The organism is Nocardiopsis sp. M1B1, assembly GCF_052466615.1.
Genome location: NZ_CP196194.1, coordinates 4,471,815 through 4,494,926 on the forward strand (window position 1 = coordinate 4,471,815; position 23,112 = coordinate 4,494,926).

20 protein-coding genes are annotated in these 23,112 nt (G+C 73.8%); 8 read left to right on the forward strand and 12 right to left on the reverse strand.

The genetic code is table 11. The features are described from left to right. Nucleotides 1-189 precede the first annotated feature (189 nt). The gene (locus tag ACSTA4_RS19400; protein WP_444964215.1) at nucleotides 190-861 is read left to right on the forward strand and encodes a potassium channel family protein; all 672 of its coding nucleotides are present in this window, start codon (nucleotides 190-192) and stop codon (nucleotides 859-861) included. After that, nucleotides 854-1,543 (forward strand): potassium channel family protein, encoded by a 690-nt coding sequence (locus ACSTA4_RS19405; RefSeq protein ID WP_444960508.1) that lies wholly within the window; start codon nucleotides 854-856, stop codon nucleotides 1,541-1,543. Before ACSTA4_RS19400 ends, ACSTA4_RS19405 begins: the two co-directional genes overlap by 8 nt. A gap of 25 nt (nucleotides 1,544-1,568) precedes the next feature. Here the strand turns inward: ACSTA4_RS19405 and ACSTA4_RS19410 are convergent, their stop codons facing one another. Further along, a complete protein-coding gene (locus tag ACSTA4_RS19410) occupies nucleotides 1,569-2,378 on the reverse strand; it encodes a DUF3159 domain-containing protein (protein ID WP_444960509.1) in 810 nt (269 codons plus the stop codon). 271 nt (nucleotides 2,379-2,649) lie between these two features. Here ACSTA4_RS19410 and ACSTA4_RS19415 point away from each other — a divergent pair, with 271 nt between their 5' ends. Next, nucleotides 2,650-3,753: a serpin family protein gene (locus tag ACSTA4_RS19415; RefSeq protein ID WP_444964216.1), complete on the forward strand. Its 1,104-nt coding sequence runs from the start codon at nucleotides 2,650-2,652 to the stop codon at nucleotides 3,751-3,753. A gap of 49 nt (nucleotides 3,754-3,802) precedes the next feature. Here the strand turns inward: ACSTA4_RS19415 and ACSTA4_RS19420 are convergent, their stop codons facing one another. The 4 genes from ACSTA4_RS19420 to valS all read right to left on the reverse strand — a co-directional run bounded on the left by ACSTA4_RS19420 (nucleotide 3,803) and on the right by valS (nucleotide 8,893). Beyond that, nucleotides 3,803-4,543: a PIG-L deacetylase family protein gene (locus ACSTA4_RS19420; protein ID WP_444960510.1), complete on the reverse strand. Its 741-nt coding sequence runs from the start codon at nucleotides 4,541-4,543 to the stop codon at nucleotides 3,803-3,805. Between the two features lie 81 nt (nucleotides 4,544-4,624). Continuing rightward, nucleotides 4,625-5,488 (reverse strand): DUF3710 domain-containing protein, encoded by an 864-nt coding sequence (locus ACSTA4_RS19425; protein WP_444960511.1) that lies wholly within the window; start codon nucleotides 5,486-5,488, stop codon nucleotides 4,625-4,627. A 56-nt stretch (nucleotides 5,489-5,544) separates the two neighbouring features. Beyond that, complete coding sequence (gene dut / locus ACSTA4_RS19430) at nucleotides 5,545-6,021, reverse strand: dUTP diphosphatase (RefSeq protein ID WP_444960512.1); 477 nt, start codon at nucleotides 6,019-6,021, stop codon at nucleotides 5,545-5,547. A 295-nt stretch (nucleotides 6,022-6,316) separates the two neighbouring features. Then, nucleotides 6,317-8,893, reverse strand: coding sequence for a valine--tRNA ligase (gene valS / locus ACSTA4_RS19435; protein WP_444960513.1), 2,577 nt, complete (start codon nucleotides 8,891-8,893; stop codon nucleotides 6,317-6,319). 203 nt (nucleotides 8,894-9,096) lie between these two features. On the opposite strand from valS, the gene ACSTA4_RS19440 reads away from it, so the two are divergent. After that, on the forward strand, nucleotides 9,097-9,375 hold the full coding sequence (locus ACSTA4_RS19440) for a DUF4235 domain-containing protein (RefSeq protein ID WP_047869069.1): 279 nt from the start codon (nucleotides 9,097-9,099) through the stop codon (nucleotides 9,373-9,375). Between the two features lie 183 nt (nucleotides 9,376-9,558). Here ACSTA4_RS19440 and ACSTA4_RS19445 read toward each other — a convergent pair whose 3' ends face one another. The 3 genes from ACSTA4_RS19445 to ACSTA4_RS19455 form a co-directional block, all read right to left on the reverse strand. Then, the gene (locus tag ACSTA4_RS19445) at nucleotides 9,559-9,855 is read right to left on the reverse strand and encodes a DUF4193 domain-containing protein (RefSeq protein ID WP_013153901.1); all 297 of its coding nucleotides are present in this window, start codon (nucleotides 9,853-9,855) and stop codon (nucleotides 9,559-9,561) included. A 461-nt stretch (nucleotides 9,856-10,316) separates the two neighbouring features. After that, nucleotides 10,317-11,567, reverse strand: a complete 1,251-nt coding sequence (locus ACSTA4_RS19450) for a sensor histidine kinase (RefSeq protein WP_248771161.1) — start codon at nucleotides 11,565-11,567, stop codon at nucleotides 10,317-10,319. After that, complete coding sequence (locus ACSTA4_RS19455; RefSeq protein ID WP_026338173.1) at nucleotides 11,564-12,217, reverse strand: response regulator transcription factor; 654 nt, start codon at nucleotides 12,215-12,217, stop codon at nucleotides 11,564-11,566. Before ACSTA4_RS19455 ends, ACSTA4_RS19450 begins: the two co-directional genes overlap by 4 nt. 693 nt (nucleotides 12,218-12,910) lie before the next feature. Here ACSTA4_RS19455 and ACSTA4_RS19460 point away from each other — a divergent pair. Beyond that, entirely contained in the window at nucleotides 12,911-13,075 is a 165-nt protein-coding gene (locus ACSTA4_RS19460; RefSeq protein WP_013153904.1) for a hypothetical protein, read from the forward strand. Nucleotides 13,076-13,183: 108 nt separating this feature from the next. Here ACSTA4_RS19460 and ACSTA4_RS19465 read toward each other — a convergent pair whose 3' ends face one another. From ACSTA4_RS19465 to ACSTA4_RS19475, 3 genes are all read right to left on the reverse strand, one after another. Then, nucleotides 13,184-13,996, reverse strand: coding sequence for an inositol monophosphatase family protein (locus ACSTA4_RS19465; RefSeq protein WP_248771162.1), 813 nt, complete (start codon nucleotides 13,994-13,996; stop codon nucleotides 13,184-13,186). A gap of 97 nt (nucleotides 13,997-14,093) precedes the next feature. Further along, nucleotides 14,094-16,130 carry a S9 family peptidase gene (locus ACSTA4_RS19470; RefSeq protein WP_444960514.1) on the reverse strand — a complete coding sequence of 679 codons (2,037 nt, stop codon included), beginning with the start codon at nucleotides 16,128-16,130 and terminating at the stop codon, nucleotides 14,094-14,096. Nucleotides 16,131-16,439: 309 nt separating this feature from the next. Beyond that, entirely contained in the window at nucleotides 16,440-17,459 is a 1,020-nt protein-coding gene (locus ACSTA4_RS19475) for a ferrochelatase (RefSeq protein WP_444960515.1), read from the reverse strand. Between the two features lie 153 nt (nucleotides 17,460-17,612). On the opposite strand from ACSTA4_RS19475, the gene ACSTA4_RS19480 reads away from it, so the two are divergent. Further along, nucleotides 17,613-18,899: a D-arabinono-1,4-lactone oxidase gene (locus tag ACSTA4_RS19480; RefSeq protein WP_416026882.1), complete on the forward strand. Its 1,287-nt coding sequence runs from the start codon at nucleotides 17,613-17,615 to the stop codon at nucleotides 18,897-18,899. A gap of 155 nt (nucleotides 18,900-19,054) precedes the next feature. After that, the gene (gene sigJ / locus ACSTA4_RS19485) at nucleotides 19,055-19,939 is read left to right on the forward strand and encodes an RNA polymerase sigma factor SigJ (RefSeq protein WP_444960516.1); all 885 of its coding nucleotides are present in this window, start codon (nucleotides 19,055-19,057) and stop codon (nucleotides 19,937-19,939) included. A gap of 24 nt (nucleotides 19,940-19,963) precedes the next feature. Here sigJ and ACSTA4_RS19490 read toward each other — a convergent pair whose 3' ends face one another. Continuing rightward, nucleotides 19,964-21,055, reverse strand: a complete 1,092-nt coding sequence (locus ACSTA4_RS19490) for a hypothetical protein (RefSeq protein ID WP_444960517.1) — start codon at nucleotides 21,053-21,055, stop codon at nucleotides 19,964-19,966. 572 nt (nucleotides 21,056-21,627) lie between these two features. Between ACSTA4_RS19490 and sepH the strand changes: the two genes are divergently transcribed. Next, nucleotides 21,628-23,067: a septation protein SepH gene (gene sepH / locus ACSTA4_RS19495; RefSeq protein WP_444960518.1), complete on the forward strand. Its 1,440-nt coding sequence runs from the start codon at nucleotides 21,628-21,630 to the stop codon at nucleotides 23,065-23,067. Nucleotides 23,068-23,112 lie beyond the last annotated feature (45 nt).

A 23,112-nucleotide genomic window follows, 5' to 3' on the forward strand; every position in this document is an offset into this window, starting at 1 on the left:
ACATGACGGGTGACCCTGCGCGCACAGCCACCAACCGTTCCCAATCTACCTGGCGGAATCCGCCTCCCGGACGGGCCTGTGGACGGCCGGGGCGGCCGAGCGTGTCGGCCGCGTCTGTGCCAAGGTGTCACTGTGCGCACGCGTAACCACGGCGTGCGCGGCGGCTATCTCGACGGGAGTGCGGGCGAGGTGCACATCGTGATCATGGGGTGCGGCCGGGTGGGGTCCACCCTCGCGCACACCCTGGTTGACCTGGGGCACACGGTGGCGGTGATCGACCGGGACCCCGAGTCGTTCCGGCGTCTGCGCGGCTCCGTGGCCAAGCACGCGGTCCGGGGGCAGGGCCACGACCGGGAGGTCCTGCTCGCCGCCGGGATCGACCGCGCGGGGGCCTTCGCCGCGGTCAGCAACGGGGACAACTCCAACATCATCTCGGCGCGGGTGGCCCGTGAGGCCTTCGGCGTCGACAACGTGGTCGCGCGGATCTACGACCCCCGCCGGGCCGAGGTCTACCAGCGGCTGGGCATCCCCACGGTGGCGACGGTGCGCTGGACGGCCGACGCGGTCCTGCGCCGGATCGTGCCGGGCGACGGTCGGCTCACCACCGGGCCGGAGTGGCAGGACGCGTCCGGGACCCTGGCCATGAACGAGATGAACCTGCCGCCGGGGTGGGCGGGCCGCCGCGTCGCCGACCTGGAGGAGCGGGCGCCGGTGCGGGTGGTCTACCTGACCCGTGCGGGCCGGATCCTCCTGGCCGGTTCCGGTGAGCTCATGGAGGAGGGCGACGTCCTGCACGTGGTCGCCCGCGGCCGCGACCTGGACGGGCTGCGGCTGGACGACGACGAGACGGGGCGTGGGTGAGATGCGGATCGCCATCGCGGGAGCCGGGAGCGTGGGGCGCTCCATCGCCACGGAACTGGCGGGCAGCGGCCACGACGTGCTGCTGATCGACCGGGACACCCGCGCCATCGGCGTGGACGACCTCCCCCAGGTGGAGTGGCTGCTGGCCGACGCCTGCGAGCTGGCCACGCTGGAGGACGCCCGCCTGGAGGACTTCGACGTGGTGGTCGCGGCCAGCAGCGACGACAAGGTCAACCTGGTGGTGTCCCTGCTGTCCAAGACCGAGTTCGGGGTGGACCGGGTGATCGCCCGCATCAACGACCCCGACAACGAGTGGCTGTTCAACGAGTCCTGGGGTGTGGACCTGGCGGTCTCCCCGCCGCGGCTGATCGCCGACCTGGTCGAGGGGGTTCCCGAGGAGGAGCCGGGCGGGGAGGACTCCCTGCCGCCGCTGCCGGGGGCCGAGATCGCCGAGTCGGTGCTGCACGCCGCGAGCCCGTTCGCGGGCGGACCGGAGGGCGCGCTGGCGGAGTCGCTGCCCGAGGGGGTGGCGCTGGTGGCGGTGGTGGGCCCCGGCGGGGTGCGCCCGCCGGACCCCGACCGGACCCTGTCGGTGGGCGACACCGTGGTGTTCCTGGCCGAGCCCGAGGTCCTGGGCGCCCTGGAGTCCCTGCTGGGCTCGGCGGACGACCCCGACATCTAGATCGCACGTCCGCCGGGGCGCCCGCTCAGTCCGCCGTCTCCTCCCGGGCCGGGTGCTCCCGCTCCTCCAGCGGGGTGCGCCCCCGTGCCAGCACCCAGACCATGGCCGCGAACGCCGCGACCTGGAGCGGCCAGCCCATGGCGACCTTGGAGAAGCCCAGCAGGGCGAAGGTGTCGGCCCAGCCGTAGTGGTCGGCCATCCACAGCGGGTACTGCACGAGCACGCGGATCACGCAGGGCAGGACCAGCAGCCAGGTCAGGCGTGAGGCCAGGGTGACCACGGCCGGGTTGGCGCGCCAGGAGGTGAAGTCCTCCTTGTCGCCGATGAACGGGCCGATCATCAGCCCGATCGCGGGCCAGCGCACCAGCACCGACAGGCTCAGCACCACGGCGTAGACCGCGTTGTAGATGACGCCCGGCAGGAAGGCGTCGGCGGCGTTGCCGCTGCGCATGGCGAAGACCGCGGCGATGCCGATGCCGAACAGGCTGGTGAGCACGTACTGCACCGAGGAGCGCTGCACGAGCCGGACCGCGCCCAGGACCAGGGCCGCGACCACGCCCAGGACGATCGACAGCCGCAGTTCCGAGCTGACGATGTAGGAGACGGTGAAGGTCAGGGTGGGCACCGCCGCCTCGACCATGCCGCGCTTGCCGCCCAGAGCCTTGGCCAGCTGCGAGCGCACGAGCGCCTCGACCGTGTCCTCGGTGACCGCCGGGCGGCCCGCCGCCGTGGCGCCCCGGCCGGAGTCGCGCTCCGGGGCGGGGGCCTCCCCGGAGTCCGGGGTGCCCGCCGCGGCCGGGGCGGCCTCCTCGGCGGCCCGCTGGTGCTCAGTCATCCTGCTCCTGCTCGGGTTCGGTCGTGGGCGGTCGTCGCCGCGCGGGGCGTCCAACACGGTTCCGCGCGCCGTGTCGGCCCAAGCCTATGTGACGTGCGACCGGTCGCGGGGTACGCGCGGTGGTCGCGCGGATGCGCTCCGCCCGCCTTTGCCCCCTTGGGTCCGGGCTTGTCGCGTGCGGCTTCTCACCCGGCTGCGCACCCTGGCGGCGGAGGAGGGCCGTTCCGTACGCTGGCGACCAGACACCGGAGCCGAGAGCGAGCAGGAGCCCATGCAGACGAGCACGTCCCCGCGCCGGGACCATCTGGAGTTCGCCGCCGCGCTGGACCGGGTGCTGACCCGGCCGGGGGAGTCGCACGTGTGGTCCCCCCACTCGGTGGGCACGGTGCTGGCGCTGCTGGCCACCGGCGCCCGGGAGCGCACCCTGGCCGAACTGGAGGCGCTGCTGGGCGCGGACGTGCGGGGCCAGCTGGAGGAGCTGGACGCGGCCGTGGCCGCCGAGCCCGGACTCGACCTGGCCAGCCTCAACGGCCTGTACGTGCCCGCCGACCTGGAGGTCCTGCCGGGTTTCGCGTCCCGGGTGCGCGAGCGCGCCGGAGCCGAGGTGGAGAACGCCGACTTCGAGCACGACTCCGAGGGCGTGCGCTCACGGGTCAACGCCCGGGTGGCGGAGGTGACCCGCGGCCTGATCGAGGAACTGCTCCCCGCGGGCAGCGTCCACCCGGGTGTACGGCTGCTGCTGGTCAACGCACTCTGGGTCAAGCTGGCCTGGCCCGACCCCTTCGACCCCGCCCGGACCCGGGACAGGGCCTTCCACACCCCGTCGGGCAGGCGGAAGGTGCCCACCATGCACCGTTCGGCCCGCCTGCCGCACGCGCGGGCCCGGGGGTGGAGCATGGTGAGCCTGGAGGGCGACCACGGCCTGACCCTGGACGTGCTGCTGCCCGACGAGCGCTCCGCCTCCCCCGCCCCGGTGACGGCCGACGCGCTCGCGGACCTGTACGGCCACCGCTCCTCCCAGCAGGTGGAACTGGCCCTGCCGCGCTTCAGGGTGGAGACCGACACCTCCCTGCTCGAACCGCTGGCGGCCCTGGGCGTGCGCGACCTGGCCACGGACGAGGCCCGCTTCGACGGGATCAGCCCGGAACCGCTGCGCGCCGACGAGATCCTGCACCAGTCGGTACTGCGGGTGGACGAGAAGGGCGCCGAGGGCGCCGCCGCGACCGCCGTGATGATGCTCCGGGCGGCCGCGGTCGCGCCGAGGCCGGTCCAGTTCACCGTGGACCGGCCGTTCGTGTTCGTGCTGCGCCGCGGCGGAGCGGTGCTGTTCCTGGGCCGCGTCACCGATCCCGTGGACCCGGGCCCCGCCTCCTGACCCCGCCGGGGCCGTACCGCCGCCCGCGCCCGCGCCCGCGGGCGGCGCCTCAGACCTCGAACACCTCGAAGGCGGTGGCGAGGGGGACCCCGGCCCACTCCCCCGCCCGGGCGGCGGCCCCGGGCAGGAAGGACTTCTGGTCGAACCCCTCCAGGTTGGCCAGGTAGACGGCGTGGGCGTCCAGCGACGCCACACCCGCGGCCAGGTCGGCCTCGCCCAGCTCGACGTAGTGGGCGGCCAGGGGCGAGGCGCCGAAGGCCACGAAGCGCACGCCCGACCACGGTTGGAGGCCCTCCTCCAGCTGCTCGCGGAACACCCACCGGTTGGCCGCGTCGCGGACCGCGTCCAGCAGGGCCGGGCCGAGCACCCGGTGGTCGGCGTGGTTGAGGGCGCTCGACCCCGCGAAGTGGTCGCGGAAGTTGATGGAGACGATCACGTCGGGGCGGTGGCGCCGGATCGCGCCGGCCAGCGCGGCGCGCAGCGGGAGCCCGTACTCCAGGGTGCCGTCGGGGAAGTCGAGGAACTCCACGGTGCCCGCGCCGACCGCCGCCGCCGAGGCGCGCTGCTCGGCCATGCGCAGCGGCGCGCACTCCTCGGGGGCGATGGTGTCGATGCCCGCCTCGCCCCGGGTGACCAGCAGCTCCACCACGTCCTTGCCCTGGCCGGTCCAGCGGGCGATCGCGGAGGAGCTGCCGAACTCCAGGTCGTCGGGGTGGGCCACCACCGCCAGGGCCCGGTTCCAGTCCTCGGGGAGCGGCCGGGGCGCGCTGTTCTCCGTCGTCTGCGTCATGTGCCACAGACTACGGAAGACGGCGCGCCCCGCCCGGCGCCTCCCCCGCGACGCGGGGTCCCGCTCCGTCCCGGAGGACCCCTACTCCCCCGGGCCGCCCGCGGCGCCGCCCGGCTGGCCGCCGGTCCCCCCGGCCCCCGCGCCGGGCGCGGCGCCGTTGGGAGAGCGGCCCGCGTTGCCGCGCTGGGCCGCCTGCTGGGCGGCGCGCGCCTTGGCGGCCTCGGCCATCTTCTCCTGGATCTGCTTGGGCACGGTGATGGGCAGCAGCTCGCTCGGCGGTACCGGGTGGTCCCCGCGCACCACCACGATGTTGGCGAAGAGGTGCTCGACCTCGGCCATCACCTCGGGCTTGGAGGCGCCCTCGCCGCGGATCACGCCGCGCAGCACCCAGCGCGGCCCGTCCACGCCGATGAAGCGCACCCGCTGGGCGAGCTGCTTGCCGTCCTCGGTCGTGCGGCCCTTGACCGGGACCAGGGCCTTGAGCTCGGGGCCGAAGGTGCCGTCGTGCTCCTCGGCCTTGCCGCCCTGCTTGACGACCTGCTCGCGCAGCTCCTCGCGCATCTCGTCCCACAGCCCGGAGGACTTGGGCGCGGCGAAGGGCTGCACCTGGAGGGCGCTCTTGCCGCGCACCAGGGTGACGCCGATGATCTTCTGCTTGCCCTGGGAGTCCTGGGCGACGTTGACCTGGATCTCGGTGCCCTGCTCCATGGGCAGCCGCATGCTGCCCAGGTCCATCCGCTCGGCCTCGGGAGCGTCCTCGGTGGAGTCCCACGGCCCGGAGGAGCGGTGGCGGTCCGCGTCCTTGGGCTGCTGCTCCCGGGAGCGCTCCGGCTCGATCTCGTTGCCGAAGGAGACCGCTCCGGCGGCGCCCTCGCGCCCGGGCTCGGCCCGCGTCCCCGTTCTCTCGGTCTCTTCGTCCCGCTTCTTGCGGCGGCGTCCGAACACGCCTTCACCTCTTCGCTTCCGTCGGTCCCGGATGACTCCGGGGATTCGGGGCGCCGTCACCGCTGTGCGGCGTGCCCCCCGGTCGAACCGAAACCACCCGTTCCCCGCACCGACTCCGGGAGGGAGTCGGCCTCGACGAACACCGCCCGTTCCACGCGCTGGACCACCAGCTGCGCGATCCGGTCTCCCCGGGTCAGCTTCACCGGGGTGTCCCTGTCGGTGTTGATCAGGGTCACCCTGATCTCGCCGCGGTACCCGGCGTCGACCGTGCCGGGCGCGTTGACGAGCGTGACCCCGCAGCGCGCCGCCAGGCCCGAGCGCGGGTGCACGAAGGCCGCGTACCCGTCGGGCAGGGCGATGGCCAGGCCGGTGGGGACCGTGGCCCGCTGCCCGGGCTCCAGGGTGACGTCGACGGCGGTGTACAGGTCCGCGCCCGCGTCACCGGGATGGGCGTACTCGGGCAGGGGGAGGCCGGGGTCCAGGCGGTGGACCGTGACGGGGACCCGTCCGCCTTCCAGGGATGTGGTACTCACATCGGCCGAGCCTATCGCTCTCCGGGCGATGAACCGCTGTCCAGCACCGCCGGTACGCGAACGGGGGCGGCCCGTGCGGGCCGCCCCCGTCTGAACCTCTTTGGGGCTCCGCTCCGCTTTGCCCCGTGTTCGGACGCCTGGAGAGCGGGAACCTTCGGCGCCTACACCGGGTTGGCTCGTGCCCACCCGTCGCCCGCCACCACCCTCGAACGACGCCTACGGCGCAGTCCTTCCGCGAAAACCCGCCTCCGGCACCTCCAGAACCCCGCGGGCGCCCGAACCACCCCCGCTGGCCCTACTCGGCGGGGGCCTCGGGCAGGGTCACCTCGACGGTGAGCTCGGCGTCGTCGGTGGTGCGGAAGTCGATCCCGGCGGCGCGGCCCGCGGCGGCGATGTCGGCGCTGGCGGCGCGCGCGGCGTCGACCCGCTTGCCCGAGACGCTGACGTGCTCGACCTCGGCCCGCATGGACAGCTTGGCCTCGGACTTGGCCTTGCGCACGGCGCGCAGCACCTCGGCGGTGGCGGCCAGGACGGCGGGGTCGCCGTCGGCCGCCGCGGTGCGGTACTCGGCGGTGTCGGGCCAGCGCTGGGCGTGGACCGAGCCCTCCTGCCACCAGCTCCAGACCTCCTCGGCCACGAAGGGCACGAAGGGGGCGAAGAGCCTGTGCAGGGCGCCCAGGGCGACCAGCAGCGCGGCGCGGGCGGAGGCGCCCTCGGCCGACCCGGTGTCGTAGGCGCGGGCCTTGACCAGCTCCAGGTAGTCGTCGCAGAAGTCCCAGAAGAAGCGCTCAGTGCGCTCCAGGGCCCGGGTGTGGTCGTAGGCGCGGAAGGCGGAGGTGGCGTCCTCCACGACGTCGGCCAGCGCGGCCAGCATCGCCCGGTCCAGCGGCTGCGTCACCTGCGCGGGGTCGGCGGAGGCGCCCTCACCGGCCACGGACATGACGAACTTGCTGGCGTTGAGGATCTTGATGGACAGCCTGCGGCCGACCTTCATCTGGCCCTCGTCCATGGCGGTGTCGGTGCCCAGGCGACCGCTGGCCGCCCAGTACCGGACCGCGTCGGAGCTGTACTTCTCCAGCAGCGCCAGCGGGGTGACGACGTTGCCCTTGGACTTGGACATCTTCTTGCGGTCGGGGTCCAGGATCCAGCCGGAGATGCCGGTGGTGTTCCAGGGCAGGGTGTCGTTCTCGAAGTGGGCCCGGACCACGGTGGAGAAGAGCCAGGTGCGGATGATGTCCTGGCCCTGGGGCCGGTAGTCCATGGGGAAGACGCGCCGGTACAGGTCCGGGTCGCGCTCCCAACCGGAGGCGATCTGCGGGGACAGCGAGGAGGTCGCCCAGGTGTCCATGACGTCGGGGTCGCCCATGAACCCGCCGGCCTGCCCGCGCTGGTCCTCGGTGTAGCCCTCGGGCGCCTGCGAGCTGGGGTCGACGGGCAGCTGGTCCTCGGCGGGGACGATGGGCTCGTCGTAGCGCGGGTTGCCGTCGGCGTCCAGCGGATACCAGACCGGGAAGGGCACGCCGAAGAAGCGCTGGCGGCTGATCAGCCAGTCGCCGTTGAGGCCCTCGACCCAGTTCTCGTAGCGGGCGCGCATGTGCTCGGGGTACCAGGTGAGCTCGCGCCCGCGCCGCAGGAGCTGCTGGCGCAGTTCCTCGTCCCGCCCGCCGTTGCGGATGTACCACTGGCGGGTGGTGACGATCTCCAGGGGCTTGTCGCCCTTCTCGTAGAACTTCACCGGGTGGGTGATGGGCGTCGGCTCGCCGACCAGGTCGCCGCTCTCGCGCAGCAGGGCGACGGTGCGCTCGCGCGCGGTGTGGACGGTGGCGCCCACGAGCGTGTCGTAGGCCTCGCGGGCGGCGCCGCTCTCCAGGCCCTTGGGCGGGTCGGCCATGATGCGGCCGTCCCAGCCGATGACGGGCCGGGTCTCCAGCTGGAGCTCGCGCCACCAGGTGACGTCGGTGGTGTCGCCGAAGGTGCAGATCATGGCGATGCCGGACCCCTTCTCGGGGTCGGCGAGGCGGTGGGCCCGCACCGGGACCTCCACGCCGAAGACGGGGGTGCGCACGGTGGTGCCGAACAGGTCCTGGTAGCGCTCGTCGTCGGGGTGGGCGACCAGGGCGACGCAGGCGGCCAGCAGCTCGGGGCGGGTGGTCTCGATGTGGACCGGGGTGCCGTCGGGCTTGTGGAAGGCGATCTTGTGGTAGGCGCTGGGACGCTCGCGGTCCTCCAGCTCGGCCTGGGCGACCGCGGTGCGGAACGTGACGTCCCACAGGGTGGGCGCCTCGGACATGTAGGCCTCGCCGCGGGCCAGGTTGCGCAGGAAGGCGCGCTGGGCGGCGGCGCGGGAGTTGTCGTCGATGGTGGCGTAGGTGTGGCGCCAGTCGACGCTCAGCCCGAGACGGCGCCAGATCGACTCGAAGACCTTCTCGTCCTCGGCGGTGAGCCGGTCGCACAGCTCGATGAAGTTGCGCCGGGAGACGGGGACCTGCCGCTTGGGGTCGGGCTTGGCGGGCGGCTGGAAGTCCGGGTCGTAGGGGATCGACGGGTCGCAGCGCACGCCGTAGTAGTTCTGGACGCGCCGCTCGGTGGGCAGGCCGTTGTCGTCCCAGCCCATGGGGTAGAAGACGGCCTTGCCGTTCATGCGCTGGAAGCGCGCGACGGTGTCGGTGTGCGTGTAGGAGAACACGTGGCCGATGTGCAGCGAGCCGGACACCGTGGGCGGCGGGGTGTCGATGGAGTAGACGTCCGCGCGCTCGGCCGTGCGGTCGAAGTGGTAGACGCCGGACTCATCCCATACGTCGACCCACTTCGCCTCGATACCGTCCAGCGAGGGCTTGTCGGGCATGCGGAAGGAATGAGAGCCGTTGGTCATGGGGCAATGGTAGTGCGCTCGGGGCCGTGGTCGCTCCGGGTTTCGGGCCGTCACAGCGGGGGCCGGCACACCTCGGGCACGCTGGCGCGGGGTTGGCCCCTGACTCCCGGGAAAGGACGTGAAAGGATCGCCCCGTACGCACGGGAGGGTGTGCGCCGGCCGCGCATCCTCCGTACACCCAACGGAAAACGGTGAAGGATTCGATGGCTAAGAAGGACGGCGGTGACCTCGGCCCCGCCCTCGTGGGCTTCGCGGCCGGGTTCGCCGCGCAGTACGTCATGCGCAAGGCCCTGAACTTTGCCTGGACCCGCGTGACCGGCGAGGAGCCGCCCACGGACGTGGACTCCCCCGACATCAGCCTGGGCACGGCGCTGAGCTGGGCCGTGATGGCCGGTGTCGGCACCGAGGTGGCCCGGGTGCTGGCCGTGCGCGCCGCCCGCGCCAGGATGTTCGGCGCCGGCCCCGGCGAGCTGGAGGTCTGACGCCGCGAAGGCGACGACGGCGGGCGGCCGACCGCACCGCAGTGTGGTCGGCCGTCCGCCGTCGTGTTCCACCGCGCTCCCCGGAAGGCCTCACTCGCTCCCTCCGGACGGCGGCGGGGTGTTCTCCGACCGCGCGGTCGGGAGCCGCCGGGGACGGGACGGTTCAGGGGCCGCCCCGTCCGGTCAGGCGCACTCCTTGCAGACCAGCTGACCGGCGCGCTGCTCGGCGAGCTGGCTGCGGTGGTGCACCAGGAAGCAGCGCGAGCAGGTGAACTCGTCGGCCTGGCGCGGGAGCACGCGCACCGCGAGTTCCTCGCCCGACAGGTCGGCACCGGGCAGTTCCATGCCCTCGGCGACCTCGTCGGGGTCGACGTCGATCGTGCCGGTGCCCTTGTCCACGCGCCGCGCCTGCAGCTCCTGGAGGCTGTCCTCGTTGATGTCCTCGTCAGTCTTGCGCGGGCTGTCGTAGTCGGTGGCCATCTCTGCTAACTCCCATCCCCCTCGTTCAGTGCCTCGTCGCGCGGGTGTAACGCTTGAGAGACCTTGGTTGTGCCCGGTTCGGCCGATGAGTTTTCCCGACGTCGGCGGACCGTGTCCCCTCCCGGGCCACTGTCCACAGGTCAGCAGCACTTTCGCCGCCTCGTGACCGAAGGCGGCCACGTGTGGCTGCGCCGGGGCCGTACCCCTGTGTACTACCCAACGTCGGCTGCCTCGTAGACCTGGGAAATCCGTTTTCGCCCACTCCGGACAAAGCGCGGGACACTCCCCCAAGGGCGGACGAAAAGCAGGACATGCCCACGTCAGGAGGGATTCCCTCCGTGTCCACGCCCGGGGAAGCATACCCACCCGGGGTCGGCACCCGTGACACGGGCCGGCGTGTCATCGGACACGTATAGATACCACGAAGACCGGCCAAACGCAGCTTGGCCCGGCGGACGGGTTCAGCGCCGCTCCGCGCCCTCTCCCGGAGGAAGGGGAAGGCGGACGGTGACGACCAGTCCTCCCCCGGCGCGGGGCCACGCGGTCACCGCGCCCTCGTGCGCGCGCACCACGGACCGGACGATGGACAGGCCCAGCCCCGCGCTGCGGCCCGAGCCGACCCGGTCGCCGGAGCCGCGGCGGAACGGCTCGAACAGGCCCTCGATCTCGTAGGCGGGGATGACCTTGCCGGAGTTCTCCACCTGGACGGCGGGCGTGCCCTCGTACATGCCGCTGCGCACGGTGATCTCGCCCTCCTCGACGTTGTACTTGAGGGCGTTCTCCACCAGGTTGCCCACGAGCCGCTCCAGCAGCACGGGGTCGCCGACCACCGTCGCGGGGCGCAGGTCCTGGCGCAGGCTCAGGCCGGAGTCGGCCACCGTCGCGCTGAGCTGGCTGAGCACCGTCCCGGCCACCTCGCCCAGGTCGACCTTGGCGCGGACCTCCAGCTCGCGGTCGCTCTTGGCGAGCAGGAGCAGCCCCTCGATGAGGCGTTCGTGGCGGGCGTTGGTCTCCAGCAGGGTCTGTCCGACGCTCTTGAGGTCGGCTGAGACGTCGGGGGCGCTGAGCGCCACCTCCAGCAGGGTGCGGTTGATCGCCAGCGGCGTGCGCAGCTCGTGCGAGGCGTTGGCGACGAAGCGGCGCTGGCCGTCGAAGGCGCGGTCCAGACGCTCCAGCATGCCGTCGAAGGTGTCGGCCAGCTCGCGGATCTCGTCGTCGGGCCCGGACAGGGCGATGCGCTCGTGCAGGGAGCGCTCCGACAGGCGGCGGGCGATGCGGGTGATCTTCTGGAGCGGGGACAGCGCCCTTCCGGCCACCGCGTAGCCCAGGGCGACCGCGAGCAGGCCCACCAGGAACAGCGCGAGCAGCGAGAACCGGGTGACGTGGGTGAGCACCTGCTCGATGAGGTCCCTGTGCGCCCGCAGCTCGGCGAAGCTCTGCTCGACCAGGAGCGCGTTGAGCAGGACCGCGACGATCAGGTAGTTGACCAGGACCAGCACGGAGCCCGCGGCGAAGAACAGCATCCCGTAGATGAGGGTGAGCCGCGCGCGCAGGCTGAGGTTGTCGGTGAAGTGGTGCACACGGGCGGCGGCGGCGGAGCGCTCGGCCCCCCCGCCCTCGGGCGTGAGGGTGTTGAGGCGTCGCCACGTACCGGTGTCGCCGGGGCGGGTGGGCTCGACCTGCCCCGGTTCGGTCCGCTCCGCCGGTCTCACAGCCGGTACCCGGCGCCGGGGACGGTCTGGATGACGGGCGGGTCGCCGAGCTTCTTGCGCAGGGTCATGACGGTGACGCGGACGACGTTGGTGAAGGGGTCGGCGTTCTCGTCCCAGGCCTTCTCCAGCAGCCCCTCGGCGCTGACCACGGTCCCCTGGGCGCGCATGAGCACCTGGAGGACGGCGAACTCCTTGGGGGTGAGGGTGACCTCGCGGCCGTCGCGGTGGACGCGGTGGTTGGCCGGGTCGAGCGTGATGCCGTGGCGCTCCAGGACCGGGGGCAGCGGGGGCGCCGAGCGGCGGCCGAGGGCGTGGACCCGGGCGATGAGCTCGGCGAAGGCGAAGGGCTTGGCCAGGTAGTCGTCGGCGCCGATGGTGAGGCCCTCGACCTTGTCCTGGACGCCGTCGGAGGCGGTGAGCATCAGGATGCGGCCGTTGTAGCTCTCCTGGACCAGGGCGCGGGCCACGTCGTCGCCGTGGGTGCCCGGCAGGTCGCGGTCCAGCACGACGACGTCGTAGTCGTTGACCGCGGTGTACTCCAGGGCGGCGTCGCCGTCGTAGACCACGTCCACGGCCATCGCCTCGCGCCGCAGTCCGACCGCCACTGTGTCGGCCAGGACCCGTTCGTCTTCGACCACGAGTACGCGCACGTTGTCCTTCTCGAGCGTTGGTCCGCAAAGAAAGGGGGCCGCTGCCGGCGCATCCCCCAACACACCGGCAGCGGCGTTCTTGGTCCCGGCCGCGTCATCCGTTCTTTCACAGCCGGGGTAAGGAGACGGTAAACCCGTCGGGGCGGTTTCGCGAACCGCCCGCTTTCCTCGCCCCGCGTGAACGCGGGCGCTGGGCCGGGAGCTTCACGCTCCCCTGGGCACGGGGAGCCGCTGCCGGCGAATCCCCCAACCGCCGGCAGCGACTTAACCCCGCACATCTCAAATCTGACACATCAAGAATAAGAAACAAGTAAGCACCAGCCCTCCCGGGAAAATGTGTCATGGGACACCCTTGTCCGACACATGGTGCAATCCGCACCCAGGGGCCCGGCGCCCGACCCCGGGGCTTCCGGCGCGCCTCCCCGGCCCGGCACGGCGGCACCGGCCTCCCGAGGGCGGGGGCGGCCGCGGTGGATCACGAAAGCATCACACCGGTTTCCGGTGGTTTGGGCGAAGGTGCGGCGGGGGTACAGGAGGAGGACGCACGCGTGGACACCGGCCCCGGCCGGACCGCGACGCGCACGCATGTCACAGGGACGTGACACTTCGACCGTGCGCACGCCATGGCGTGCGCCAACGGATTCCGCGCCGGAGCACCGTCGTGCCCCGGCGCTTACCCCTGGAAGAGGTGCAATGGGCGAGTTCCTCGCGGAGATCAAGGTCCGCATCAACGAGACCTACCGGTCGTTCCAGGCTGCTCAGGCCGCCGGAGACGACTTCCTCGCCGACACGCATGCGTCGGAGCTTGAGGACCTGTACCGCATCGCGGCTCGCAACGGCGTCGACACCTGCGCCTGAGAAGACACGAGAAGCGCTGAGGGGCGCGGTGGGCACAACGGCCCGCCGCGCCCCTCGTGCGTTCCGGGGAACCCGGGGCCGCCGGGCGTCGCGGGGACCGGGTTCCCTTCAGCCGTCGGTGTCGGCGCCCAGCGGGGCCAGGAGGGCCTCCAGGGCTTCGTAGAGCCCGGGGCGGGCGGCGATGACCAGGTCGTTGCTGGGCGGCCCCGAGCGCGCTCCTCCCAGCCGCAGGCCCGCCTCGCTCGCCACCAGGCCCGGGGCGCACCAGTCCCAGGGGTGGAGGCCGCGCTCGTAGTAGGCGTTGCAGCGGCCCACGGCGAGCCCGGTCAGGTCCACCGCGGCCGACCCGCCGCGGCGGATGTCGCGGATGCGCGGGACCACCTCCAGCAGGACCCTGGCCTGCTGGACGCGGCGCTCGGGGAAGTACCCGAACCCGGTGGCCACCAGCGCCTGCTCCAGCGGCACGGCGGGCGGGGCCTCCAGGACGCGGCCGTTCAGGCGCGCGCCGCCGCCGAGCACCGCCTCGTAGGACTCACCGAGCCGGGGGACGTTCACGGCGGCGGCCACCACCACGCCGTCGACCTCCGCGGCGACGGACACGGCCCAGTCGGACCGGCCGTACAGGTAGTTGACGGTGCCGTCGATGGGGTCCACGACCCAGCGCACACCGCTGGTGCCGCCCTCGCCGCCGCCCTCCTCCCCCAGGAAGGCGTCGTCGGGTCGAGCGGCGAGCAGGCGGGTGCGGATGAGCTCCTCGGTGGCCCGGTCCATCTCGGTGACGACGTCGGTGGGGCTGGACTTGGTGTCGAGCACGGTGATGCCCGCCTGCCCCTTGGCGGCGAGCTCTCCCGCCTCCGCGGCCACGCTCACGGCGAGGTCGCGCAGGCTCTCGCGGTCGGGTGCGGCATGGGTGGTACTCACTGGCTGTCCTCCGTGGCGTGGTGTCGCGCGCCGGGGTGCGTCCCGGACGCGGGTCCGGCCGGGGCCGCGGTCGCGGCCCCGGCCGGTCGTGTGCGGATCAGAGCAGTTCGGGCCTGCTCCACTCCTTGCCGTGCACGTGGTGGTCGAGGAAGGCGAAGATCGTCTCGTACCAGACCCGGGCGTTCCCGGGGGTGAGGATCCAGTGGTTCTCGTCCGGGAAGTACAGGAACTTGGCGTCCACCTCGTGCAGCAGCAGGTCGCGCCACAGGCGCAGGCCCTCGGAGATGGGCACCCGGTAGTCCTTGTCGCCGTGGATGACGAGCATCGGGGTGCGGATGCGGTCCGCGTGCAGGTGCGGGGAGTTGAGGGTGTAGCGCTCGGGGCGCTCCAGCGGGGTGCCGAACTCGCGCTCCCACACCGGCGGGTAGTCGGTGGTGCCGTTGAAGCCGTCCAGGCCCCACAGGGAGGCGTGGGAGACGATGGCCCTGAACCGGTCGGTGTGCCCGGCGATCCAGTTGGCCATGTAGCCGCCGAAGGAGCCGCCCATCATGGCGGTGCGCTCGGCGTCGATGTCCTCGCGCGCCTCGGCGGCGTCGGTGACGGCCATGACGTCGGCGAAGGTGCGCGGCCCCCACTGTCCCCAGGCGCGGCGGAGCATGTCCTGGCCGTAGCCGGTGGACAGGGCGGGGTCGGGCAGCAGGACGGCGTAGCCGCGCGCGGCGAGCAGCCACGGGTTCCAGCGCCAGGACCAGCCGTTGAAGCTCATGTAGGGGCCGCCGTGGACCCAGAGCATGAGCGGGGCGGGCGAGTCGGCCGAGGCCTCCTCGGGCAGCACCAGCCAGGAGCGGATCACGGTGCCGTCGTCGGCGGTGGCCTCGATCTCGGTGAGGGTGCCGGGCATGGTCAGCTCGGAGCCGGGGGTGCGCAGGTGCACGGGCCGGCCGTCGGCGGCGTCGGCGGCCATGCGTACGGGCGCGGGCGGGGCGTCCCAGGCGTCGCGCAGGGCGTAGACGTGGCGGCCGTCGGGGGACGGGTTGAGGTTGCTGTAGGCGCCGTGGTCGCCGGTGAGGCGGGTAAGCGCGCCGCTGGCCAGGTCGATCCGGAAGACGGGTCGGCGACCGCCGTGGTCGGCGACGAGGAAGACCGCGCCGGAGTCGGCGGCCCAGGCGAGTTCGCGGGGCCACAGCTCGTGGTCGGCGAGCAGGTCGCGGCCCTGTCCGGTGGCCAGGTCGACCAGCCAGGCGGTCTCGTCCCGGGGTTCGCCGTCGTAGTCGCCCTGGGAGCTGCGCACGAGCAGGACGTGGCGGCCGTCGGGGGAGACGAGCGGGTTGTCGAAGTCGTGGTCGGGGTCGGTGGCCAGGGTGCGGCGCTGTCCCGTGGCGGTGTCGATGGCGACGACGTCGCGGCGCCGGGCACCCCGGCCGACGGGGACCTGCCACTCGGTGACCAGGGTGGTGCCGTCGGGGGTGAGGTCGCCGACCGCGCCCAGGAGCGCCATCCCGGCGTCGGGGGTCAGGTCGCGCGGGTCGCCGAGCCGGGAGTCCTCGTCCGCGGGCGGTTCGGCGACCAGGTAGCGGGGGTGCCCGGGGCCGATGTCGCTGTCCCAGGAGCGCACGGGCAGCGCCTCGTGCAGGATGGCGGTGACCCCGGCCTCCTCGCGGGCCTTGCGCGCCTCCCTGTCGGACTCCTCGTCCTCGCTGCGGGGGAGGGTGTCGGAGGTGAGGGCGACCAGGCCGGAGTCGCGGGCGACCGTGAAGGAGCCGATGCCGCCGGGCCGGGAGGCGACCTGGCGGGCCTCGCCGCCGTCGGCGGGCAGGAGCCACAGGGCGGTGCGGGCCTTGGCGTCGGCCTCGGCCTCGGGGTCGGGGCGGCCGGTGGTGAACAGGACCGAGCCGTCGGGGAGGAAGCCGACGCCGCTCTCGCCCTTGGCCGAGCGGGTGAGGCGTCTGGGGGCGCGCCCGCCCTCGGACTCGGGGGCGGTGTCGATCTCCCACAGGGCGCTGCGGAAGGACTTGGCGTCGGGGGCGAGGCCGCTGACGGGCGCGACCAGACGGGTTCCGTCCGGTGAGAGGCGCAGCCCGTTGACGCGGCGGAGTCGGACGTACTCCGGCAGTTCATACCAGGAACGGACCAAGACACATACTCCCTGAACGTCGGCGTGGGGTCGGGGCGGACACCGTCGAGCGGGCCGTGGGGCGACTGTGGTCCCCCGCCCTCCCGCGGGCGGTGTCAGCAGCGTTTACTCACCTTCCCACACGTCCGGGACGGCGGGTCGGGTCGGGGCGCGGATCCCGTGGGGGCCTCGGGAGGCCCGCCACTCCAGGATGACCCGCCCGGGGTCTTCGTACAAAGCCCTTTCGCGGACCTGTGGACGACCCCGCGCCGACCCGCGCCGGGGCCGCCGGCCGACGGCGGGGCCCCGTCGGCCGCGCGGTTCAGCGGCTCAGGCCGGGCACGAGCAGTCGGTGCAGCGCGCGAGAGAGCTCAGGCGCCGGGGCTCGGCCCGTTCGGCGTACTCGCGGACCAGGTCGGTCACCATGGACACGAACGCGGGGTGCGTGCCGGGGCTGAGCGCGCGCTCGTAGCCGATGCCGAGCTTCTTGGCGGTGTCGCGGGCCTCCACGTCGAGGTCGAACTTGACCTCCATGTGGTCGGAGACGAAGCCGTGCGGGACCACGACCACGGCGGGCGCGCCCTCGGCGGCCAGCTCCTCCATGCGGTCGTTGACGTCGGGCTCCAGCCAGGGCTGGCTGGGCGGGCCGCTGCGGCTCTGGTAGACGACCTCGTACGGGTAGTCGCGGTCGAGCCGCCCGACCACCAGGCGCGCCACCTCGGCCAGCTGGGCGCCGTAGGCCCCCTCGGGACCGAAGGCCTGTCCGGGGCCGCCGCTGGCCTCGGCCATCGTCGTGGGGATGGAGTGCGCGGAGAAGAGCAGGTGCGCGCCCTCGCGCTGCTCGTCGGGCAGGGCGTCCAGGGCGGCGCGGGTGTGCTCGACCAGCGGTTCGACGAACCCCGGGTGGTCGTAGAAGGGCCGGATGAGGTCCACCTCGGGGGCGTCCTCGCCCAGCGCGGCGCGGGCGCGGGCGATGTCCTCCTCGTAGGCGGTGCGGCTGGACCAGTTGCAGTACGCGGAGGTGGGCAGCGCCAGGATGCGGCGCACGCCGTCCTCCTTCATCCGGGCGAGGGTGTCGGTGAGCATCGGGGCCCAGAACCGGTTGCCCCAGTAGACGGGCAGGTCGACCCCGTTGGCGGCGAAGTCGGCGGTGACCGCGGCGAGCAGGTCGCGGCACTGCTGGTTGATCGGGCTGACACCGCCGAAGAGGAAGTAGTGCTCGCCGACCTCGGCGAGGCGCTCACGGGGGATGTTGCGGCCCCGGGTGACGTTCTCCAGGAACGGGATGACCTCGTCCTCCCCCTCCGGGCCGCCGAAGGAGATCAGCAAAAACGCGTCGTAGTAGCTCACAGCTCTTATGAAACCAGCTCCGCCGGACCGGCTCGCGCGACCCCCCGGATGCGTGTCCTGTGGTCTTGGCCTCCCCCCGAGCGCCCAGTCCGGGGGCGCCCGGCTCTGGCCGCGCGGGTGACCGGCCGGTAATGTCGCCGCATGACAGATGTGATGTGGAACACATGGGCGGGTACCCACCAGGCCCGGCCCAGGCGCACGGCGGCTCCGGGGAGCACCGCGGAGGTCGCCGCGGCGGTCTCCTCGGCCGCCGCGGAGGACCTGCGCGTCCGCATGGTCGGCACGGGTCACTCCTTCACCGACGTGGCCGTCACCGACGGCCTCCTCCTCTCCCCCACCTCCCTGACCCGGGTGCGCTCGGTCGACCCGGCCGCGGGCACGGCCACCGTCGAGGCGGGCCTGCCCCTGTGCGACTTCAACGACGTGCTGGCCGGGCACGGGGCGGCCCTGGCCAACATGGGCGACATCGCCGTGCAGACCGTGGCGGGCGCGGTGCAGACCGGCACCCACGGCACCGGCCGGGACGCGGGCGGGCTGGCCGCACAGGTGGTCGGCATGGAGATGGTGCTCGCCGACGGTTCGGTGGTGGAGTGCTCGGCCGAGCGGGAGCCGGAACTGTTCCAGGCGGCCCGGGTGGGCCTGGGCGCGTTCGGCGTGGTCACCGCGCTGACCATGGCGGTGCGCCCGGCCTTCCTGCTGCACGCGCGCGAGGAGCCGATGCGGTTGGAGGAGGTGCTGGAGCGCCTGCCGGAGCTGCGCGCCGACAACGACCACTTCGAGTTCTACTGGTTTCCGCACACCGGCAACACCAACACCAAGCGCAACAACATCAGCGCGGGTCCGGCCCGGCCGCTCTCGCCCTTCCGCGCCTGGCTGGACGACGAGTTCCTGTCCAACACGCTCTTCGAGGGCGTCAACCGGGTGTGCCGCCGCTTCCCCCGCGCGGTGCCCGCCGTGAACCGGGTCAGCTCGCGCGCGCTGACGGCGCGCAGCTACACCGACGCCTCGTACCGGGTGTTCGCCTCGGTGCGCGACGTGCGGTTCGTGGAGATGGAGTACGCGGTCCCCGCGGAGCACCTGGCCGACGTGCTGCGCGAGGCCGGGTCGATCGTGGACCGGGGCGGCCACCGGGTGAGCTTCCCGGTGGAGGTGCGCTTCGCCCCGGCCGACGACGTGTGGCTGTCCACCGCCTACGGGCGCGACACCGCCTACGTGGCGGTGCACATGTACCAGGGCACCCCCTACGACGCCTACTTCGCCGACCTGGAGGCGCTGTTCACCTCCGTGGGCGGGCGCCCCCACTGGGGCAAGATGCACACCCGCGACCGCTCCTACCTGGAGGGCGTCTACCCGATGCTGGGCCGGGCCCTGGAGGTGCGGGACCGCGTGGACCCCGGGCGCCGGTTCGGCAACGCCTACCTGGAGCGGGTGCTGGAGTAGGCGCGCGGCACGATCGGCACGGGCCCCGCGTCCGCGCGGGCCGGTGGCGGCGCCGGCTCCCGGGCGGGGCCCCGCGCCCCCTGCCCGGAGGCGGTCACACGGGCCGCGCCGGCGGGGTCGTGCCTGTGACGCCGCTCCGAGGGGGATGTTGAGAGATGGACGAGGACGCACGGCTGGCCGGACGCTTCGAGGAGCACCGGCCCCGCCTGCGCGCGGTGGCCTACCGGATCCTGGGTTCGGCGGGCGAGGCCGACGACGCCGTGCAGGAGGCCTGGCTGCGCCTGAACCGCGGCGGCGCCGAGGAGATCGACAACCTCGCCGGGTGGCTGACCACCGTGGTGGCGCGGGTGTGCCTGAACACGCTGCGCTCGCGGGAGCGGCGGCGCGAGGACCCCCTCGACGTGCGCGTGCCCGACCCCGTCGTCAGCCCCGAGGAGGGCGGCGACCCCGAACGGGAGGCGGTGCTGGCCGACACCGTGGGACTGGCGCTGCTGGTGGTGCTGGAGACTCTCAAGCCCGCCGAGCGGCTCGCGTTCGTGCTGCACGACATGTTCGCGGTGCCCTTCGAGGAGATCGCCCCGATGATCGAGCGCTCCCCGGCCGCGGCGAGGCAGCTCGCGAGCCGGGCGCGCAGGCGGGTGCGCGGCCGGGCCCCGGCCCCCGACCGCGACCCGGCCCTGCAGCGCCAGGTCGTCGACGCGTTCTTCGCCGCGGCCCGCGACGGCGACATCGACGGCCTGGTGAGCGTGCTGGACGCCGACGTCGTGCTGCGCTCGGACGGCGGCGCCGCGCGCGCCGGGCACACCCGGGTGATCACCGGCGCGCGGGCCGTGGCCGGTCAGGCCGTCACCTTCGGGGGCCTGTCGCCGTTCGTCCGGCCCGTGCTGGTCAACGGGGCGGCCGGGGTGGTCGTGGTCGTGCGGGGGCGGGCGGTGTCCGTCATGGGGTTCACCGTCACGGGCGGCAGGATCGCGGCCATCGACGTGCTGGCCGATCCCGAGCGCCTGCGGCGGCTGGACCCGGTCGTCCTCGACGGCTGAGGGCCCGGCCGCCGCCGGGCGCGCTCAGCCGGTCTGGGGCACGGCGGGCGGGGGCGCGGGGACGGCCTCCTCGCCGCCCTGTCCGCCGGTCCCGGGTCCGGGCGTCTGCCCGCCCGGGTCCTGGGTCCCGCCGTCGCCCTCCGGCGGTTCGGTGGGCTCGGTGGTCCCGCCGGTGCCGTCGGGGACCTCCTCCTCCGTGCCGCCGCCGTCGCCGGTCCCGTCGTCCTCGGGCGCTCCGGTCTCGGGGGCGGGTTCGGTCGGCTGGCCGGTGCCCGGGGCCTGCTCCTGCTCCCCGAGCGAGGGGTCGGGGACGTCGTCTCCGGTCGCGGGCGCCTCGGGCTCCTCCTCCTGGGCCGGGGGCGCGGAGGTGGTGCCGCCGAACAGCGTGGGCGCGCTGGGCTCCTGCGAGCCCTGGGTCCAGGAGGTCAGCGAGCGCCCGGTGAACAGCTCGAACACCAGGATGACCAGCATGACCAGGACGAAGACCGCGGTGGCCGGGATGACCAGGGAGCGCCAGCCGCGCCGCCGACCGCCCTCCCGCTCGCCGACGCCGCCGGTTCCGCCGTAGGAGCCGCTGTCGGAGCCGCCGTGGTCACCGGGGGCGTCCGCGTCCGCGGGCCACGGGCCGACGGCGGGCATCCGCGCGGTGGCGCCGGGGTCGGCCGGGGTGCGGCCGTCCAGCGCGGGCAGGGCCATGGTGCGGGTGGCGTCGGCGTCCTCCTCGCCCCGGAACGGGGGCGCGGTCCCGGTTCCGGAGACCTGGCGCAGCAGGGCGGTCTCGGAGATGCCCTCGGGCGGCGGCGCCACCGGAGCCCCCGGGGCGTCCGGTACCGCCGTGGCGCCCCGGGGGCCGGAGGCCCGCCCGGCCAGCTGCCTGGCCTGCTCGCCCCCGCGCGAGAACCAGTGCTGCAGCAGCGGGCTGACGAGTGTGCTGAGCGCGGCCATCCCGGCGGCGCCGATGACGGTGCCGTACACGTTCAGGTAGGAGGCCGCGGTGGCCGCGGCCAGTGTCGCGGCTCCGGCACCGGCGACCTGGGAGACGCTCAGGTCGAACTTCTTCCCCTTGGCGCCCTCCTCCCCTTCTTCCTGGTCGTCGTGGTGTGCGGTCCGACCCATCCGGTCGTCCCCCCTTCGTCGGCCGCGCGCGGGCGCGACGGGACTGTCAGCGCGGGATGGGCGTGTGGTGGGGCATACGACCCCACAGGCCCCGAACTTCACATTTCGCCCATAGCTTGATAACTCAGGCTAAGGGCGACAGGTTTCCGATAACGCCATGAAATAAGAAGCATCACTCTCTGGTACACATCGGCGTGTCGAGTTGCGTCCCGGAGGGTCCGTGTACCCGTGGAACGGTCCGGGATCGGAGTTTTTCCCAGACCTGGGGGGATTCGGGGGACGCGGGATACCATCACGGCTGAGCCCTCGTGCGGGATCGGCGACATTCCCCCGCGATCGCTCCCGGTCGCGGAAGGGTCAGCGTGCCAAGATTGGCACCGAAGCGACCGTGAGGGCCCCGGGTACCCCCGGGGCGGCTCCCAACCGCGGCGGCAGCCGCGGATCGGGAGGCGGGCACACAGTTCGGACATGCCGGGCGCGGTACTGGCCGAACAGTTGTCGGCCGACCAGACTTGGAGAACGCGGGGGTGGGTCGCGGGACCTGCCCTCGACGGGACGCGAAAGGGAGGGCGATGCACGAGCTTCGCCTCGTGGCCGTGAGCGAGGACGGCACCTACCTGGTGCTCGCCAGCGCCGGCCGTGGAACCCGTTTCACGCTGCCCGTCGACGACCGCCTCCGCGCCGCAGTACGCGGCCAGTTCTCCCGGCTCGGCCAGTACGAGATCGAAGTGGAGAATCCGTTGCGCCCCAAGGAAATCCAGGCCCGTATCCGGTCCGGCGAGACCGCGGAGGCCATCTCCGAGATCTCCGGTATCCCCATCGAACGGGTCCGCTGGTTCGAGGGCCCCGTCCTCCAGGAACGCGAGTACATCGCCCAGCAGGCCCAGCGCGCCAGCGTGCGCGCGCACGGCGACGCCGCCCCGGGCCCCTCCCTGGAGGAGTTGGTCACCAAGCGGATCGGCGCGCACCAGTTGGAGACCGGTGACGCGGCGTGGGACTCGTGGAAGCGCGAGGACCGGTCCTGGCAGCTCAAGCTCGTGTTCCTGCACGGCGGCGAGGAGCGCGTCGCCCACTGGCTGTACGAGCCCAGACACAACAGCGTGGCCCCCGCCGACGAGGAGGCCGCCCGGTTCTCCTCACCCGACCCCGAACCCGTGCCCTCCCCCGGGGCGACCGTGACGCCCTTCGCGCCGCGCCGCACCGAGACCGCCCCGGACCTGCCCCGGTCCGAGTCCCAGCCGCCCTCCGAGCGCGAACGCCCCGCGCCCCTGCGCCCTTCCTCCGCCGCGTACCGGGACGAGCAGCCGCGCCCGGCGCCGCCCGCGCGTCCGGCCGCCGCCGAGCGCCACCCCGCCGAACGCCGTCCCGTCGAGCGCGAGCGGGCCCCGGAGCGTCCCGCCGAGCGCGAGCGGCCCGCCGGGCGCCGGCCGCTGGAGTGGGACCAGTACCCGGAGCCGCAGGCGGAGCGGTACGAGCGTCCGCGCAGGGAGCAGCCCGTCGAGCGCCCCGCCGCGCGCACCGAGCCCGAGCGCTGGCCCGCCTACGAGCGCGGGTCCGAGCCCGAGCGGCGGCCGCGGAGCGAACACTGGTCCGAGTCCGAGCGCTGGCCCGAGACCGCCGGCCGCGACGAGTCCCCTGCACGGGAGCGCCACCGCCCCGAGCGGCGGACCGAAGCGGCCGCCTACGACGAGCCCGAGGTCGAGGAGCGGCGCCGCCCCGAACGGCGTGCGGACTGGATGGAGGCCCGGCCCGGCGGGCCGGTCGAGCCCGAGGCCGCCCCGCCCGCCGCGGAGGGCCCCGCCCAGCAGCGTCCGGCCCCGCGCCGCCGCCGCGCCACCATCGACCTCAACGACAACGGCGTCCCGCGCCGCGCCGCCGAGCAGCCGCCCGCGGCCGCGGTCCCGGCCGCCGCCAACAGCGGCCCTTCCGCGGCCAAGCGCAAGGGGCGCGGCCGACGCGCCTCGGTCCCGTCCTGGGACGAGATCATGTTCGGCTCCAAGAAGGACGAGTAGGGCGCGCCCGCGCCCACGGGGAGGGGTCGGCCGCACGGTGCGGCC